Below are 15,923 nucleotides of genomic sequence, written 5' to 3'. Positions count from 1 at the left end.
CAACGCTAATTTTATAATACATTTTTATTGTTTGTAGTCCAAAACTGAACTACTTAGGTACCCTGCGCTCACTTTATTTTTTCCGATTTACTTGCTCTGTTAACACTAATAGAACGAGTAACCCTACACCCACGACAACGAAAAAAGCGGATGAACTAAAGGCGATAAAAAGCTCTTTCGTTGCAAGTCCTGATGTCACACCTACAAATATAGCAAATAATATAATACCTGTAGATAAGGCATACAACCCAGCGCGTAACCGATCCATTGCGTATCTCTTAGAGGTTTCACGAGCCAATAAACTATACGTTAAGATTGCACCGCCGACAACGATAAAAATACTAGTTCCTGATTTAGCTGGTCCTGGAACAATAAAATTCATACTTAAAGTCATCATCAATCCAAATAATATGAGCATCACACTGATGACAATTCCGCCTGTTGAAATGCGGTTAGTCATAGAACTATATACCTCCTGCTTCGCCTGGTTTTGGCCATGTTCACGCATATCCTCTACTAATCCACTAAGATCACCAATCGAAGCTTTAGCCTCCATTAGTGCTTCTTCATCGGACATACCTTGCTTTTTGTAATCCTTTATACGTTCATGCATATTGGTTACAAGTTCTAGTTTTAAATCGAATAGCTGCTGACTTTTTCCGACATCTGAAAACAAATCATCAATGTATTTTCTAACTTCTTTAGTCAGATTCATTTTGTTCCCCTCCCATAATTAATTGGTCTAAAACATCCTTAGCAAATAACCATTCTTCCTTGTTTTGTTGATATTTCATAAGCCCTTCATCCGTAATACGATAATATTTACGTCTTCCGCCTTGCGTTTCATCGCCCCAATAAGATGTGATTAGGCCATCTTTCTGTAAACGGCGAAATGCTGTATACAACGTTGCCTCTTTTAGTTCGTATTGGTTTTGACTTATTTCAATAATTTTTTTGTATATTTCGTAACCATAACTGTCACCTTGTCTCAAGATATTCAAAATGATGGTAACGGTATGGCCGCGAATAAGATCTGTTGATATATTTGAGCTCATCCTTATCTCGCCTCCTGAAATATATCATATAACATATTACTGTGTGTGTCAAAGTAATATGTTAAAAATAATAATCTTTTTTATAAGGATTCTCCTGGGAAGTAATTGACAGTGTAAGTAGCGACATAAAAAATCCGTTACCGATTTTTAATCAGTAACGGATTTTCTTATTCCCCAATCACCTACTGTGAATCCCCAATCAACATAAATATTCGCCCAATGAATCAAATTAATTCCCCAATGATACATGATGAGTGCCCAATGACGAGTTATAATTCCCCCATTAATCCGTTTGATTGCCCGAAAACTTCATTGAGTCCCCAATCATCGACGGCTATATCAGTCAGAATATGTGTTCTGTATTTTGTTTTATTAGTTAGGCAAATGGTGTACAATAAAAACAAGCAGTATTTCGTTTAAGCAAGGTAGTGGCTGTAACCTTCTAACCGTCTTTCTTAGGCGTGAGAGGAGGTGATGCCTATGGAATTATTGCCGTTATTCGGCATAGAAATTCCTATTCTTATCATTCCGATTGTATTTACACGGTCGGAAAGAAAAGAACTACCTTGCTTGTGGAAGAAGCAAGGTAGAAAGAAAAACAACCAATAGATGATACAGCACCTGCCTTGTGGAAACGGATACTGCTATATAGAGATGGAATGTTACAGCATTCCATCTCTTCTTTTAGTTTTAATTAATTATATTTATTTCATACATCTAACATGACTGTTAAAATCTCTTTTGTCAACTATAATATACAATGATGCCATTATAATGTCAATTCATGTATATCAGTTTATTACGTTATCCCATTCCATTCGTCACAAAATTCATTTAGAAATTGTTGCATATATTCATGTCGCTTTTCCGCGATTTGAAACCCTGTTTTTGTGTTCATAAGATCTTTTAATTTCAGTAATTTTTCATAAAAATGATTAATCCCTGTTCCTTCACTGTTCCGGTATTCCTCTGTCGTCATGGACTCACGTGGTTGAACATCAGGGTGGTGTATAATATGCCCCTTAGACCCTGCATACGCAAAGCATCTTGCAATACCAATCGCACCTATTGCATCTAACCGGTCTGCATCCTGTACAACCTTAGCTTCTAAACTGCTCAAACCGGGTCCATGACCACCTTTGAACGATATCGTTTTGATAATCGTTAAAATATGTTCTTGTTCATCCGGTTTAACGCCTATCTGGTCAATCCACTCTTGGATACGTTTTAATCCAGCTTCTTCACTTTCATATAATTTATCATCGGCCAGATCATGTAATAACGCAGCCATCGTGCAAATGAACAAATCCGCGCCTTCTTCTTCCGCTATCCGCCTTGCCATATTAGTTACACGGTTAATGTGCCACCAATCATGACCCGAACTTTCCCCTTCTAATTCTCGACGCACAAATATTTCCGTTTCATGTATCATCCATTCCATAACATTCCCCTCACCTTTTATGACTACCTAAAATTGTATTATTTATACGGTTGGATTGAACCTTGTAATGGCGGACCGACCCCAATTGGCGAATCAAACTCCTCTCACGACGAATCGTTTCTCCTTTTTGGTGGATCCGACTCCCTATCTCTTGTATCCCAATATTTAACTACTTATTTCAAAGGAGAGTTTCTCGTTATTTCATTATTTTTGTCCGCTAAGACAGCCCAATGATATGGTCCGGTTTGGATCCAATGCGCATTTATAAATCCTGTCTCACGAAGCATGGCATCTAGTTCACCTATAATCGGATAGTCTCCAGTTGAATCCCAATACTCACCGATTGCTTCTTTTCCATCTTGGACTGCCTGTTTTGACGCGAACATGATATCCAGTAATAGGAGCTTCCCACCGGATTTCAATAAGTCACTACCATTTTGTAGTGCCTGTTTTCTCTGATCTGGTAAAACTTCATGGAAGCAAAAACTAGATACAATGTAATCAAATGTTTGATCGACATTTGGCTCTGAAAATGTACCGACTTTAAGATAATATTCAGGATGTTTTTTCTCACATTGAATCACCATGTCCTCTGAGATGTCTATACCCCAAACCTCTGTATCTGTTTCACTTAAAAGCGATGAAAAAGCTCCTGTACCAATACCAATATCCAATAGTTTAGCATTCTTTTTAATCGATAGTAATTCTTTTGAAATCGCCAAGCTTTGTTCATATCCTAATAATGGCCCTGAAGCATTCTCCAAATCTTGATCATACGATTGTGCCCATTGATTAAATAATTCTTTGGTTTCCTTTGTTGACCTTAGCATTTATTTTTCCTCCAATTAAACTCATTTTGTTCATCGAATTACTGCTTATTTTTTTGCATCTTGATCATATTCTTTTCATTCACATTAATGCATTTTTTAAATAAACACAATCGTTTTTAGAAAACTATGAATTGACATGTTGTTATTAATTATGTTACTTTTTGGTCACATATTATTTCAGAATTTTTTGTAAGGAGGACTTATTTGGATGAAAAACAAGTATCGCTAGTGTTTAAAGCACTAGGGCACTCCGTTAGAAGAGCTATCTTAGACCGTTTAAAACGTAACCCCTCTTCTACTGGTGAACTCGTATCTAACTTCCCGGATATTAGCCGATACGCAGTCATGAAACACCTCAAAATCCTTGAAGAATGTCAGCTTGTTTTATCAAGAAAAGAAGGTCGTACACGGATCAATTATCTAAATGCTTTCCCAATACAACTGGTTTACGATCGCTGGGTTAGTCAGTATGAAGGCCAACAAAGCCGTCATTTAGCGGCACTCAAAAATCATATTGAAGGAGGAGATCAGATGAGTGGACTGGTTCATGATTCATTCAAAATTGAACAAGAAATTAAAATTAAGGGGTCGTGTCAGAAAGTATTTAAGGCCTTAACAACGGACATCGATAAGTGGTGGACGTATCGTGTATTTAAAAATTCGACTTTTTCACTTGACCCTAAGGTTGGAGGTTATTTCTTAGAAACGAGTTATGATGGTGGGACGATCTGGGGAACAGTCGTGTACATTAAAGAAAATGAAGAACTTCGATTAAGTGGCTTACTTGGGCTGAACGCAGCAGTTGAGAGCTTCTATTCGTATAAGTTAGAAGAAGACGGAGAATACACAATTCTAAAACTATCACATCACGTCGTCGGATTATTGGACCCTGAATGGCATCAAGAATACGATAAAGGCTGGAAGGAATTACTTGGGGATTTTCTTAAAAACTATGTCGAAAAAGGAACAGTACCAGCATTATGAAAAAAGGGCTTATTCATCATGTTGAGCTATATGTATCAAATCTTAATCATTCTATAAAATTTTGGGGATGGTTTCTTAAAGAATTAGGTTATAGTCAATATCAAAAATGGGAAAACGGTCAAAGTTGGAAACTTGAAGATACTTATATCGTTTTCGTTCAAGCTGACGAACGCTTTTTGGATATTCCTTATCATCGATGCCGTGTTGGCCTCAATCATCTCGCCTTTCACTCAGATTCAAAGGAACACGTTGATGAAATGACTAAAAAGTTAAAAGAGAAGGGTATCAATATACTTTACCCAGATCAGCATCCATTTGCTGGTGGTGATGATCATTATGCTGTTTATTTCGAGGACCCTGACCGAATTAAGGTAGAACTCGTCGCACCATAATATAATCCCGGCTACTTTAGTGTGGTCGGGATTTAATAAGGAACATCGTTTATATTAATAGGTGTTTGCTGATCCTTCTCCCAATCACTTCTTATCATCGCGTATAGAACTGAATCATAAACACGACCATCATCATTCTCCCACGAATCTCTAAGATACCCTTCTTTTTCGTAATCGCACTTATGAAATACTTTTCTCATGGCGTAATTATCGTGACGGGTATAAGCCTCAATCCTAATCTTATTCGTAGAGCTTAAAAAGATGTAATCCGTTACCCATTTAACACACTTTTCTCCATATCCTTGTCCTCTTATTTCCTCCAATAATCTTATATCGTAAAGTAATGGGATTGTATCTGATACATCCGTTATGATGATCAACCCTATCTTTTGGTTATTCTCCAGAACCCAAAATGTTTCTTTATCATCATGAAACCAACCTGATTTAAAACGTTCTCTTATTTCGTCTGGAGAGGGATTAGGGTTAGCGTGATAATGCCATTCATTTTTCGTATATAGATCGATTAGTTCATCAATCTCTCCATCAAACTTCTGAAAATCTAAATAATTCATCATACTTTTTCTCCTTATGAGCGAGTTTTATTACATTTTTTGAGCTACGTAATGAGTATTGATCACTTTTTTCATTATAAACACGAAATGTCACATGTGCTACATCCTCGGAAAGTCTAGTCATATCAAAATCGGATAAGGATAAACATTTCCAGTTTCGAGAATGGCTAACGTTTTTAAAAGCATCGAGTTGATCCTGTTTATCATATACGATTCCCGAACTACCAATCTCCATAAAATCAGCAGCTAATAATCTTTCAAAGTCTGCTTTATTCTTTAACAATAACGTTTCCTCTAGCGCCTTCAAATGAGATACTAACTGTGAATCTTCCATCATTTATCACTTCCCGTATTAACTAATAGTTCATCTAACTTTTGGATATCTACATTCCCACCTGATATGACGCAAACGACGTTTTGACCAACTACATTGGCCTTACCAAACATGGCTGCCGCAACAGTTGTCGCACTTGATGATTCTATGAGCTGCTTCATTCGCTCCATCACAAAACTCATCGCAAAACGTATTTCATCTTCACTTACTAAGACCAAGTCATCTAAGTATTTTTGCAAAATCGGAAACGTTAAATCACCTGGCTGTGTGGTTCGTAAGCCGTCTGCTATCGTTTGATCCGTCCCTTTAACGGACGTGATTTGACCTTTCTTCAAGGATACAGCAGTGTCATCGCCGATTTCTGGTTCTACACCAACCACACGTATATCAGGTCGTTTTTCCTTGACAGCTGTTAAAATACCCGAGCTTAACCCACCGCCACCGACAGGCACAATAATCGTATCAACTTCTTCAACTTGCTCAAGGATTTCTAGTCCAACCGTACCTTGCCCAGCAATGATGTCTGGGTGATCGTAAGGCGGGATAAAGACGCCATCCGAATCTTCAGCCAACTCAATGGCACGAGGAATTCGCTCAGCGGAAGTTGTCCCGCAGTACTCAATGGAACCATGATAAGCTTTAATCGCATTTACCTTACTGCTTAAGGCATCAGTTGGTACTACTATCGTTGCTGGAATACCCAATTGATTAGCAATATACGCAACAGCTTGGCCATGATTTCCTGAAGAAGCAGCCGTTATAAAATTAGTCCCTTCACTTTTGGCTTGAGTGACTCTATTCGTAGCGCCACGGATTTTAAATGATCCTGTCGTTTGCAGGTGTTCTGATTTAAGAAAAACATTAGCATCCACTTTTTCTGACAATTGTTTTGAAGTTAAGATTGGTGTTTCTTTGACAATGCTTGAGATTCGTGTTCTGGCGCGCAATACATCTTCAACATTTACCATGTAATTGTTTCACTCCTAAACTCATTAATTTTTTATAGTGTCTCTTGACAAACAGTTCGTGTCAACACATACAAATCCCCAGATAACATACTCTTATCTGGGGATTTGATTTAAATAATTGGATAATATGGCTCACACCTTGGATAACCATAATATGGTGGTCTTGGGCCTATCTTAGGCAAGCCAAAAATGTGAGGGTAATATGCTACGGGTACTTTTTCATGGCTTTGAGGTAACAACAAAAGGTTAACACCTTGACAGTGCTGGCTATATTCCATCATTTCTCCTCCCATATCTTCTATTCCTGTATATTATGGCTACTGTTTTATAATAGTGAAAGTATAATCACCATGCACTTATCTCACCCAATAAACATCATATATTAAAGAACAATCATACAGGAGATGGTTTATGTGTCACAGGATTACCAACCAAATCGGAAAATGGGCGATCAGGATTACCCACTCTACCCTAATTACGGTAAAATAACGCGTTATGAAGAGGTACCCATTACCGTTCCAGAGCAACGGCAATATCGGCATCCAGGGGTTGAGGGACTAATGGTTCCAAGACCCATTATTGAAAATCCGAATTATCAAGGAAGTGACAAATTAAAAGACAAAGTCGCTTTAATCACGGGTGGTGATAGTGGAATCGGTGCAGCAGTTGCGATTGCATTTGCAAAAGAAGGTGCTGATGTTGCGATTTCTTATTTAGATGAACATGACGATGCCAATAGAACAAAAGCAAGAATTGAAGAGCTTGGGCAGCAATGTATATTACTCCCTGGGGATTTAAGAGACAAACAACAATGTATCGATATTGTCAAACACACCATTGAACAATTTGGGCAGCTTGATATTTTATGTAATCATGTCGGAATTCAGTTTCAACAATTGAGTTTACTCGATATTACGGATGAACAGTTTGATGATACATTTAAAGTTAATATCTATTCACATTTTTATACAACCAGAGCAGCATTACCGTATTTAAAGGCCGGTAGCTCCATAATCAATACTTCCTCTGTTGTTTCTTATTATGGTAATGATCAATTAATTGATTATACGGCAACAAAGGCTGCCAATGTCGGGTTTACACGAGCATTAGCTCATAGTTTAGCCAGTAAAGGAATAAGGGTTAATGCGGTTGCGCCTGGACGTATTTGGACACCATTGATTCCGGCTAGTTTTTCTGCCGATATCGTCACGCAAGCCGATAATCCGATGCAGCGACAAGGACAGCCATTTGAACTAGCCCCTACCTATGTGTATTTGGCTTCAAATGATTCACGTTTTGTGACCGGTCAGACTCTACATGTCAATGGCGGTCAGGAAATGTCATCATAAAAGCGTTGACTAACCCTTAGAACTTTACTAGGGGTTATTTTATACGCCAATTAATTACAAACTATTCCAAAAAATTAGTCCTCATTACTTATATTTATGGTATAATGTCATTAATTATATTAAAGGAATGAGATGCCATGATTGATGATTTAATCATGAATATCTGTCTATTAATCACATTCATATTTTTCTGGCATCAACTGTTTACGACTCGAAGGCTAACCTATGAATCCCCTCTATGGGTAAAATTTTCAGATGGATTTTTAGCTGGTGTATTGGGGATTATTCTCATGCGCTACAGTATATACGTTAATGATATAACCATCCTAGACCTCCGCCACGTCCCCATTGCTTTAGTCGCTTATTATGGTGGCTTGATCCCTTCATTGGTTGGTGCTGTTATCATCACTATTGGCCGCTATATCATCGATGTTAATTTTTCTTCTCACGTCGCTTTATTTATGATGCTTTTCATTGCGATTGGGTCGGGCTTTATATCAAATTATGTTAAGGCGATTCCTTGGAAAAAGTGGTTAATTCTCTTAATCTATGGGCAAGCTATGTTTTCGATCGCTTTATATATCGTGACCCCAGACTACTCGCAAGTCTTAAACATCGCTATCCTTCACATTATATTCACCTTAGTGGGCGGTATGCTAGCATTCTATTTTCTACGTTATGTGAGACGAAATAGTGAGCTTTTCCTAAAGTACCGAGAATTTTCTCGGAAGGATCCACTAACTGATTTATTTAATGTTCGGACATTTTACTATTACTATGAAAATTTTCTAAAACAAGCTAAAGAGAATAATCAATCGATGGTGCTAATGTTATTAGATATTGACCATTTCAAAAAAATTAACGATACGTATGGGCATATGTCGGGGGATGAAGTGCTTAAGCAATTAGGTGATTTATTTAAACATGAAGCGGGGCGTGACGCGATTATTTCACGAAACGGTGGTGAGGAATTTTCTATTTTATACTTGGACAAGTCAGTTAAAAAAGCCGAAAAAGTCGCTGAAAATATACGAAAGCGCGTTGAGCACACGATTTTCAAACTACCCCACGGACATTCTATTCAACTGACAATTTCAATTGGCATGGCGTTTTATGATCGAGCAATGACTGAAGATCATATTCTCTTTCATGAGGCGGATGAAGCTCTATACCGGGCTAAAAATGCCGGGCGAAATAATATTGAAATTTTTGACCAAGTTAATTAATGGGTTGACATTTTGATTATTTTGTCATACGATAGGTAGCAATCATTTAGATACGGTTCGGCGTAGATGAAGAGGAGTACTTTTTCGAATCTACTTCAGAGAGCTAGTGGTCGGTGTGAACTAGCGTAGAACGTAAAAGGAATGGACTTCTGAGCCTCCAGCCTAACGTAACATCTTGTTATTAGTATGGTTGGCGAAAGTCTCATCGTTACAAGAGACACGTATTCAAGCACAATGTGAAGTGCTTCGATACGGGTAAGCGGACTGTTTCATACAGTCAACAAAGGTGGCACCACGGGTTTCCCGTCCTTATCAAGGACAGGAAGCCCGTTTTTTATTTGTCTAACACCCGAACCAAATTAAATATATTAAATCGTTGAGTAAGAAGAGTACGTATAACCGGATTCGTTACAGAGAGTTAACGTTGGTGAGAGTTAGCGCGATACGTTATACCGAATGGACTTACGAGAGGTTGCCTGAATGATAGTATGGTAACCCGGAATTCCACCGTTAATAGGATAGGGTATCGGAAGTGAAGCTTCCCATCTTCCCGTACCTGAACTTGAGCGGGAAAGTCTATTACTTTCCTATTGAGGTGGTACCGCGAATCATTCGTCCTCTGCAAGCACTTATATGTGTCTTGCAGAGGACTTTTTTTATTTTATTACCATTCGAAAGGAGAATGAAAACATGAAAACCTCACTCTTAAAGAAATTGACAAGTGGTGAACAATTACGAAAAGAGGAAATGAAAGAAGTGGCTCAAGCTTTATTTGATGAAGATACATCTGAAAGTAAAATTGCATCTGTTTTAACGGCTTTACAGGTACGTGGTGAATCGGCTGATGAGGTTGCCGCAATCGTTGAAGTGCTGCGCGAAAAAGCAATGCCAATTAGTAAACAGATCACAGGGGTCATGGATAATTGCGGAACTGGCGGTGATGGCTCTAGTAGTTTTAATATCAGTTCAACTTCTGCTTTTGTGTTAGCTGGGGCTGGTGCCAAAATTGCTAAGCATGGTAATCGCAGCGTTTCAAGCAAAACAGGTAGTGCTGATGTTTTAGAGGAGCTCGGAATCTCACTCGACTTTTCAAGTGAAGAGGTTGAGGAACTACTTGAGACAAACGGGATTGCCTTTTTATTCGCACCCTATGTTCATCCTCGATTAAAAAGCATTATGAAAGTACGACAAGATTTAGGTGTGCCAACGATTTTTAATATTATTGGCCCTTTAACGAATCCTGTGACATTAGAAACGCAATTGCTAGGGGTTTACCGTCGAGATATGTTATCAAAAATGGCGGATGTGCTAAATCAACTTGGCATCACACGAGGAATTGTGGTGAATGGGGCTGGACACATGGATGAAGCCTCACTCGCTGGCGAAAACCATTTAGTATTACTTGATCAAGGTGATGTTCAATCATTTACGTTAAAACCAGAGGATGTGGGCCTTACGTCTTATCCTAATAATGCAATTCGTGGTGGTGATGCGAAGGAAAACGCTGAAATCCTTTTAAGTGTCCTAAATGGAGAACCCGGTGCTTATCTAGACACGGTTTTATTAAATGCTGGATTAGGTCTTTATTCTGCTGGTATGGCTGACAATATTAAAGAGGGCATTGACAAAGCACGTGAAAGCATCGAATCAGGTCGTGCCTTAGAGAAGTTAAATCATCTTATTGAATACAGCAAATATAGAAAGAAGGCGATGTCATCATGACGATCCTAGATCAAATTTTGGAACGGAAAAAAGAAGAAGTTAAAACGCTTAAACAGCTCGATTTAAACGACCAGATTACTACAGATAAACCGGTTCATTCACTCTATGATTCTTTTATCAAAAGCAGACAACTATCCGTTATAGCCGAAATCAAACGGGCCTCCCCTTCTAAAGGAGATATCAATGTAGGTATGGAGCCTACCGACCAAGCTAAACTCTATCAAACGGGTGGGGCGAGTGGGGTCTCTGTGTTAACCGATACACCATTTTTTAAAGGTTCGATGGAGGATCTCACAAATGTTCGTGCCGTCACTGATATCCCGATTTTGTGTAAAGATTTTATTATTGATGAAGTCCAAATAGATTATGCCTATCAAGCAGGTGCAAACGTCATTCTATTAATAACAGCGGCGCTTCAAGCATCAAGACTAAAAGAGCTTTATCAATATGCAACAAATCTCGGATTAGAGGTTTTACTCGAAGTTCATGATGAAACCGAGTTAGAAGCAGCCAATGACGTGAATCCAAACATCATCGGCATCAATAACCGCGACTTAAAAACCTTTAACGTTGATCTTGGTGTCACTGAACGTTTAGCCGATAAAATCACGGACCCGAATATTGTCATCATAAGTGAAAGTGGCATAAAAACTAAAGCAGATGCTGAACGTGTTGCTTCTGCTGGTGCTCATGCCATTTTAGTTGGTGAATCGCTTATGATGAGCGATTCGGTTGTAAATTCGTTAAAAAGCTTACAAGTCGATAAGGAGTTGTTATGATGACACGGGTTAAAATTTGTGGAATTCAAAAGCTAAAGCACGCACAAGCTGCCGTTCAAGCTGGTACCGATGCCATCGGATTTGTTTTTGCGAATAGTAAACGTCAAGTCACAATCAATCAAGCACGTCGAATCGCCGAACAGATTCCAAGTCATATTAAGAAAATTGGCGTTTTTGTAAATTCATCGCGTGAAGAGCTTGAAACGACTGTCCATCAAGTTGGACTCGATTTTGTTCAGCTACACGGGGATGAATCACCTGAGTTTTGTGAAAATCTTGGTCTTCCCTACATCAAGGCTTTACGCATCCAGCATGAAAGTGATCTTGAACAACTTAAATATTATGAAGGTGCCCACTATTTCTTACTTGATAGTGCATCTGGCCCTCACCGCGGCGGAAACGGAACGACTTTTGATTGGGGTCTTTTAAAACACCAAGATATCGACCGTCAACGTTTCATCCTTGCTGGCGGACTGAACGCGGACAATGTTCAAGAAGCCATTGATCAAACACAACCGACAATGGTTGATGTTTCAAGTGGTGTTGAAACGGATGGTGACAAAGACCCGGATAAAATTAACCGATTTATTAAAAATGCAAAGGAGCGATTAACATGTCATACGCACAACCGGATGTAAACGGTCAATACGGGCCATACGGTGGCCAATACATTCCCGAAACGCTAATGAGGGCTGTAGCTGAATTGGAAGTAGCTTACGAAGCGGTGATTCAAGATGAACAGTTTAATAAACGATTAAACGACTTATTAAAAGAATACGTCGGACGTGAAAACCCACTGTATTTTGCCAAAAACTTAACTGAAAAAATCGGTGGTGCCAAGATTTATTTAAAGCGTGAAGATTTGAACCATACCGGTGCGCACAAGATTAATAACACGATTGGGCAGGCATTACTCGCTGAACGGATGGGAAAGAAAAAAGTCGTAGCTGAAACAGGTGCCGGTCAGCACGGGGTTGCAACTGCTACGGTTTGTTCCTTATTAAATCTAGAATGTGTCATTTTCATGGGGGCTGAAGATGTACGTCGTCAAAAACTTAACGTTTTCCGTATGGAGTTATTGGGAGCCAAAGTCGTCAGTGTTAATCAAGGTAGCGCCACCTTAAAGGATGCCGTTAATGAAGCACTTCGTTATTGGGTAACGAACGTCGAAGATACCCACTACATTATGGGCTCCGTATTAGGACCTCATCCATTCCCAAAAATAGTTCGAGATTTTCAAAGCGTAATTGGCAAAGAAACAAAGGCTCAAATGCTTGAAAAGGAAGATGCCTTACCAAATGCCATTGTGGCATGTGTTGGCGGTGGTAGTAATGCTATGGGAATGTTTTATCCATTTGTTAACGATGAGAACGTGAAATTGTACGGTGTTGAGGCAGCTGGAAGTGGTGTGGATACTAACCGCCATGCTGCGACCTTAACCATGGGATCAGTCGGTGTTTTACACGGCTCGATGGTGTATCTCTTACAAAATGAGCACGGTCAAATTCAAGAAGCACATTCTATCTCAGCTGGACTCGACTACCCGGGTGTTGGTCCAGAGCACAGCTTCTTAAAGGATATAGAGCGTGTTCACTATACCGCTGTAACAGATCAAGAAGCGTTAGATGCCTTTCAATTATTATCACAAACAGAAGGCATTATCCCAGCTTTAGAAAGCTCTCATGCCGTGGCACATGCCGTGAAGGTTGCTCAAGACATGTCGTACGATGAAACACTTGTCATCTGCTTATCCGGGCGAGGTGACAAAGACGTTGAATCGGTTAAATATGCGTTAAAAATGTAAAGTCGCTCATATATCGTGAAACTCGCTCAAAAACCAAAATCTCGCTCATATATCAACAAAGTCGCTCATAAATAAGGAGGTCAATTTCATGTCTAAAACAATTACGAATGGTCGCGAATATTTAGAAGCGACCTTAAATCATACCCTTAAGCAAGGTGATAAAATCTTCGTTCCCTATATCATGGCGGGAGATGGCGGACTTAATCAATTGATTCCTACACTAAAAGGATTAAGTGATGCGGGTGCATCTGCCATTGAAGTTGGAATTCCTTTTTCCGACCCAGTGGCGGATGGGCCAACAATACAAGAAGCTGGAAAGCGTGCTTTAAGCCAAGGAGTTTCACTTCAAGCCGTAATGGAGTTACTAAAAACTGAACGTCACCACATCAAAGCACCGATTATTTTTATGACTTATATTAATCCCATTTTTAAATATGGTATCGATAAATTTATAGATGATGCGTGTGTTGCTGGCGTTGATGGTCTCATCATTCCTGACTTACCATTTGAGCAACAACACTTAATCACCAATAAATTAGATGACGTTGGAATAGCTTTCATCCAGCTCGTCTCACTAACTAGCTCAGATGAACGTAAACAACAGCTAACACAAGCCTCACAGGGGTTCACCTATGCCATAACCGTTAATGGTATCACGGGAGCAAGAAAAGAACATAGCCAAAACTTAACCACTCATTTTAAACAGCTCAAACATTCGAGTAACGTACCTGTTTTAGCCGGATTCGGTATATCTACACCTGAACATGTGAAGCAAATGAGTGAAATAGCTGATGGTGTCATTGTTGGAAGTAAGATCATTGAGCTTTTGCAACATAACGACTATGATTTAATCAAACGTTTGATTAAATCAACACAACAAAAATAACGGGATCGCCTACCCTAAATGACTCGCCTTTTCTACCATTGTATGTTATTTTTAAAGCATCAATCTATAGGTGGCGAGTCAAATGAAAAAATTTATCCTTATCGGACTCATTGGTTGCATCCTAATATGGGGCTCATACCAAGCTATGTTCTCGGATAATGAAGACGTCACCGCTGTACAAGACGAAACAGAACCCCAGCACATCACGCAAAATATTGAAACACTGATTAACGAAGCCATTGAACATTACAACAGACTATTAAAACAGCATGAAACACTAGAAATCGATCATGAAACCGTACGGATCAGTGATTCTAACATAAAAAACTGGATTATTCACACGCATATTCAATCAGCCGTCCTGGCCAATGAAAATTTAGAAGGAATTGAGCTTGTGGACCGAGCCCTGCAATATAAGCATACAAATGAAGCTATTATTAAATGGGCTAAAGAGGTACACGATACAGAAGTGACGGACAAAGAAATCAAAGATTACATTAAACAGCAGCTTGCACATATCGAAAATGGCGAACAAGCGCACCCATTCTTTGTGAAAATCAGTGAAGCGCTAGAACTGACTGAGGCTGAGTATTTTTATGAATGGGAATACGATCGATTCGCTCAGCTATTAATCCAAGATAAACTTTACGATATTTACCAAGAAAACTACTCACAATTTGAAGACGAACCATTAGAGGAATACCAAGGTCGACTCATTGCCTTAATGGAAAAGGATTTAAATGAATATCGTAATCATTGAAGAATTCGCCAAGGCGGGTTCTTTAATTTGTTTAAATGGCTTAATAGGACAAGTTTTCTTTTGTAGGAGATGACATCATGGACTTAATATTACTATTTCTAGTCGGATTAATTGCAACTACGCTTGGAACGTTAGCAGGAGGAGGTGGACTGATTAGTTTACCCGCCATGCTCGCACTTGGGATACCTGTACATTCAGCAATCGGGGCTAACAAAGTGTCAAATACCGTAAGCTCTTTATCCAGTTTTCTAGTGGTTTATCGGCAAAAAGGTGTGACTTTAAAAGAAGGCTTAAAAGTTATTCCGATTAGCCTCGCTGGTGGTATAACAGGTGGTCTCATCGCCGCTTCTATCTCACCAGATTTGATGTACAAAGTGGCTATAGTCCTTTTAGTATTTGCCTTTATTTTTTCATTTATTGGAAAGGCTGATTTCTCTGGACATGAAGCCTTTACATGGTCGAAGAAAGGAACACCTTTGCTGTATGGAATCGGTATTTATGATGGTGTATTCGGTCCTGGGCAAGGGACTTTGATGCTTTATTTATTTTCCTATTTAAATATCGCCTATTACCGTGCCGTTGGTTTAGTTCGTGTTGCGACGTTTTCCAGCTGTTTTGGAGCTGCCATGAGTTACATCTCGACTGGAAAAATCATTTGGCCACTCACGATTGCTTTATTACTAGGATCATTATCTGGAGCACAAGTTGGAGTGCGCCTAGCAGGGAATTTGAAACCGAAGCATGTTAAGCCGTTACTTCGAATCGTAACAGCCGCACTGATTATCTATATTTTTATAGATAATGTTGTTTTATAAGAAAAC

Annotated in this window: 19 protein-coding genes and 2 other annotated features; of the genes, 12 read left to right on the top strand and 7 right to left on the bottom strand. The window is 39.1% G+C overall.

What is annotated here, in order from left to right:
• Nucleotides 1-73: 73 nt before the first annotated feature.
• Together BLP77_RS08010 and BLP77_RS08005 are read right to left on the bottom strand one after the other, a co-directional pair.
• The gene (locus BLP77_RS08010) at nucleotides 74-715 is read right to left on the bottom strand and encodes a permease prefix domain 1-containing protein (protein ID WP_093856604.1); all 642 of its coding nucleotides are present in this window, start codon (nucleotides 713-715) and stop codon (nucleotides 74-76) included.
• Nucleotides 702-1,055 carry a PadR family transcriptional regulator gene (locus BLP77_RS08005; RefSeq protein ID WP_093856603.1) on the bottom strand — a complete coding sequence of 118 codons (354 nt, stop codon included), beginning with the start codon at nucleotides 1,053-1,055 and terminating at the stop codon, nucleotides 702-704. Before BLP77_RS08005 ends, BLP77_RS08010 begins: the two co-directional genes overlap by 14 nt.
• 480 nt (nucleotides 1,056-1,535) lie before the next feature.
• Between BLP77_RS08005 and BLP77_RS16125 the strand changes: the two genes are divergently transcribed.
• Nucleotides 1,536-1,664, top strand: coding sequence for a hypothetical protein (locus tag BLP77_RS16125; protein WP_261753363.1), 129 nt, complete (start codon nucleotides 1,536-1,538; stop codon nucleotides 1,662-1,664).
• 190 nt (nucleotides 1,665-1,854) lie between these two features.
• Here BLP77_RS16125 and BLP77_RS08000 read toward each other — a convergent pair whose 3' ends face one another.
• A complete protein-coding gene (locus BLP77_RS08000; RefSeq protein ID WP_093856602.1) occupies nucleotides 1,855-2,496 on the bottom strand; it encodes an HD domain-containing protein in 642 nt (213 codons plus the stop codon).
• 173 nt (nucleotides 2,497-2,669) lie between these two features.
• On the bottom strand, nucleotides 2,670-3,326 hold the full coding sequence (locus BLP77_RS07995) for a class I SAM-dependent methyltransferase (protein ID WP_093856601.1): 657 nt from the start codon (nucleotides 3,324-3,326) through the stop codon (nucleotides 2,670-2,672).
• Between the two features lie 204 nt (nucleotides 3,327-3,530).
• Between BLP77_RS07995 and BLP77_RS07990 the strand changes: the two genes are divergently transcribed.
• Together BLP77_RS07990 and BLP77_RS07985 are read left to right on the top strand one after the other, a co-directional pair.
• A complete protein-coding gene (locus BLP77_RS07990; RefSeq protein WP_093856600.1) occupies nucleotides 3,531-4,310 on the top strand; it encodes an SRPBCC domain-containing protein in 780 nt (259 codons plus the stop codon).
• Complete coding sequence (locus tag BLP77_RS07985; protein WP_093856599.1) at nucleotides 4,307-4,702, top strand: VOC family protein; 396 nt, start codon at nucleotides 4,307-4,309, stop codon at nucleotides 4,700-4,702. Before BLP77_RS07990 ends, BLP77_RS07985 begins: the two co-directional genes overlap by 4 nt.
• A 32-nt stretch (nucleotides 4,703-4,734) precedes the next feature.
• Here BLP77_RS07985 and BLP77_RS07980 read toward each other — a convergent pair whose 3' ends face one another.
• From BLP77_RS07980 to BLP77_RS07970, 3 genes are read right to left on the bottom strand one after another with little or no spacing between them, the layout of a single operon-like run.
• Nucleotides 4,735-5,277 carry a GNAT family N-acetyltransferase gene (locus tag BLP77_RS07980; protein WP_245686830.1) on the bottom strand — a complete coding sequence of 181 codons (543 nt, stop codon included), beginning with the start codon at nucleotides 5,275-5,277 and terminating at the stop codon, nucleotides 4,735-4,737.
• Nucleotides 5,246-5,611 (bottom strand): DUF4440 domain-containing protein, encoded by a 366-nt coding sequence (locus BLP77_RS07975; RefSeq protein WP_093856598.1) that lies wholly within the window; start codon nucleotides 5,609-5,611, stop codon nucleotides 5,246-5,248. Before BLP77_RS07975 ends, BLP77_RS07980 begins: the two co-directional genes overlap by 32 nt.
• On the bottom strand, nucleotides 5,608-6,576 hold the full coding sequence (locus BLP77_RS07970; protein ID WP_093856597.1) for a threonine ammonia-lyase: 969 nt from the start codon (nucleotides 6,574-6,576) through the stop codon (nucleotides 5,608-5,610). The genes BLP77_RS07975 and BLP77_RS07970 overlap by 4 nt, the downstream gene beginning before the upstream one ends.
• Nucleotides 6,577-7,019: 443 nt before the next feature.
• Between BLP77_RS07970 and BLP77_RS07965 the strand changes: the two genes are divergently transcribed.
• The 9 genes from BLP77_RS07965 to BLP77_RS07925 all read left to right on the top strand — a co-directional run bounded on the left by BLP77_RS07965 (nucleotide 7,020) and on the right by BLP77_RS07925 (nucleotide 15,917).
• A complete protein-coding gene (locus BLP77_RS07965) occupies nucleotides 7,020-7,925 on the top strand; it encodes an SDR family oxidoreductase (protein WP_218118853.1) in 906 nt (301 codons plus the stop codon).
• 137 nt (nucleotides 7,926-8,062) lie between these two features.
• Nucleotides 8,063-9,151 carry a GGDEF domain-containing protein gene (locus BLP77_RS07960; RefSeq protein WP_093856595.1) on the top strand — a complete coding sequence of 363 codons (1,089 nt, stop codon included), beginning with the start codon at nucleotides 8,063-8,065 and terminating at the stop codon, nucleotides 9,149-9,151.
• A 54-nt stretch (nucleotides 9,152-9,205) separates the two neighbouring features.
• Nucleotides 9,206-9,465: a binding site (T-box leader), on the top strand.
• 53 nt (nucleotides 9,466-9,518) lie between these two features.
• Nucleotides 9,519-9,774, top strand: a binding site (T-box leader).
• Nucleotides 9,775-9,841: 67 nt separating this feature from the next.
• Nucleotides 9,842-10,873, top strand: a complete 1,032-nt coding sequence (trpD, locus tag BLP77_RS07955; RefSeq protein WP_093856594.1) for an anthranilate phosphoribosyltransferase — start codon at nucleotides 9,842-9,844, stop codon at nucleotides 10,871-10,873.
• Nucleotides 10,870-11,652, top strand: a complete 783-nt coding sequence (trpC, locus tag BLP77_RS07950; protein ID WP_176753005.1) for an indole-3-glycerol phosphate synthase TrpC — start codon at nucleotides 10,870-10,872, stop codon at nucleotides 11,650-11,652. Before trpD ends, trpC begins: the two co-directional genes overlap by 4 nt.
• Entirely contained in the window at nucleotides 11,652-12,290 is a 639-nt protein-coding gene (locus BLP77_RS07945; RefSeq protein ID WP_093856592.1) for a phosphoribosylanthranilate isomerase, read from the top strand. Before trpC ends, BLP77_RS07945 begins: the two co-directional genes overlap by 1 nt.
• On the top strand, nucleotides 12,266-13,456 hold the full coding sequence (trpB, locus tag BLP77_RS07940; protein ID WP_093856591.1) for a tryptophan synthase subunit beta: 1,191 nt from the start codon (nucleotides 12,266-12,268) through the stop codon (nucleotides 13,454-13,456). The genes BLP77_RS07945 and trpB overlap by 25 nt, the downstream gene beginning before the upstream one ends.
• 88 nt (nucleotides 13,457-13,544) lie before the next feature.
• The gene (gene trpA, locus BLP77_RS07935; RefSeq protein WP_093856590.1) at nucleotides 13,545-14,342 is read left to right on the top strand and encodes a tryptophan synthase subunit alpha; all 798 of its coding nucleotides are present in this window, start codon (nucleotides 13,545-13,547) and stop codon (nucleotides 14,340-14,342) included.
• An 82-nt stretch (nucleotides 14,343-14,424) separates the two neighbouring features.
• Entirely contained in the window at nucleotides 14,425-15,102 is a 678-nt protein-coding gene (locus BLP77_RS07930; protein WP_093856589.1) for a hypothetical protein, read from the top strand.
• 77 nt (nucleotides 15,103-15,179) lie between these two features.
• Complete coding sequence (locus BLP77_RS07925) at nucleotides 15,180-15,917, top strand: sulfite exporter TauE/SafE family protein (protein ID WP_093856588.1); 738 nt, start codon at nucleotides 15,180-15,182, stop codon at nucleotides 15,915-15,917.
• The last annotated feature ends 6 nt before the right edge of the window (nucleotides 15,918-15,923 follow it).

Origin of the sequence: Tenuibacillus multivorans (genome assembly GCF_900103915.1) — a bacterium.
GTDB classification, from domain to species: domain Bacteria; phylum Bacillota; class Bacilli; order Bacillales; family Alkalibacillaceae; genus Tenuibacillus; species Tenuibacillus multivorans.
This window is presented reverse-complemented; position numbering and strand designations above follow the sequence as displayed.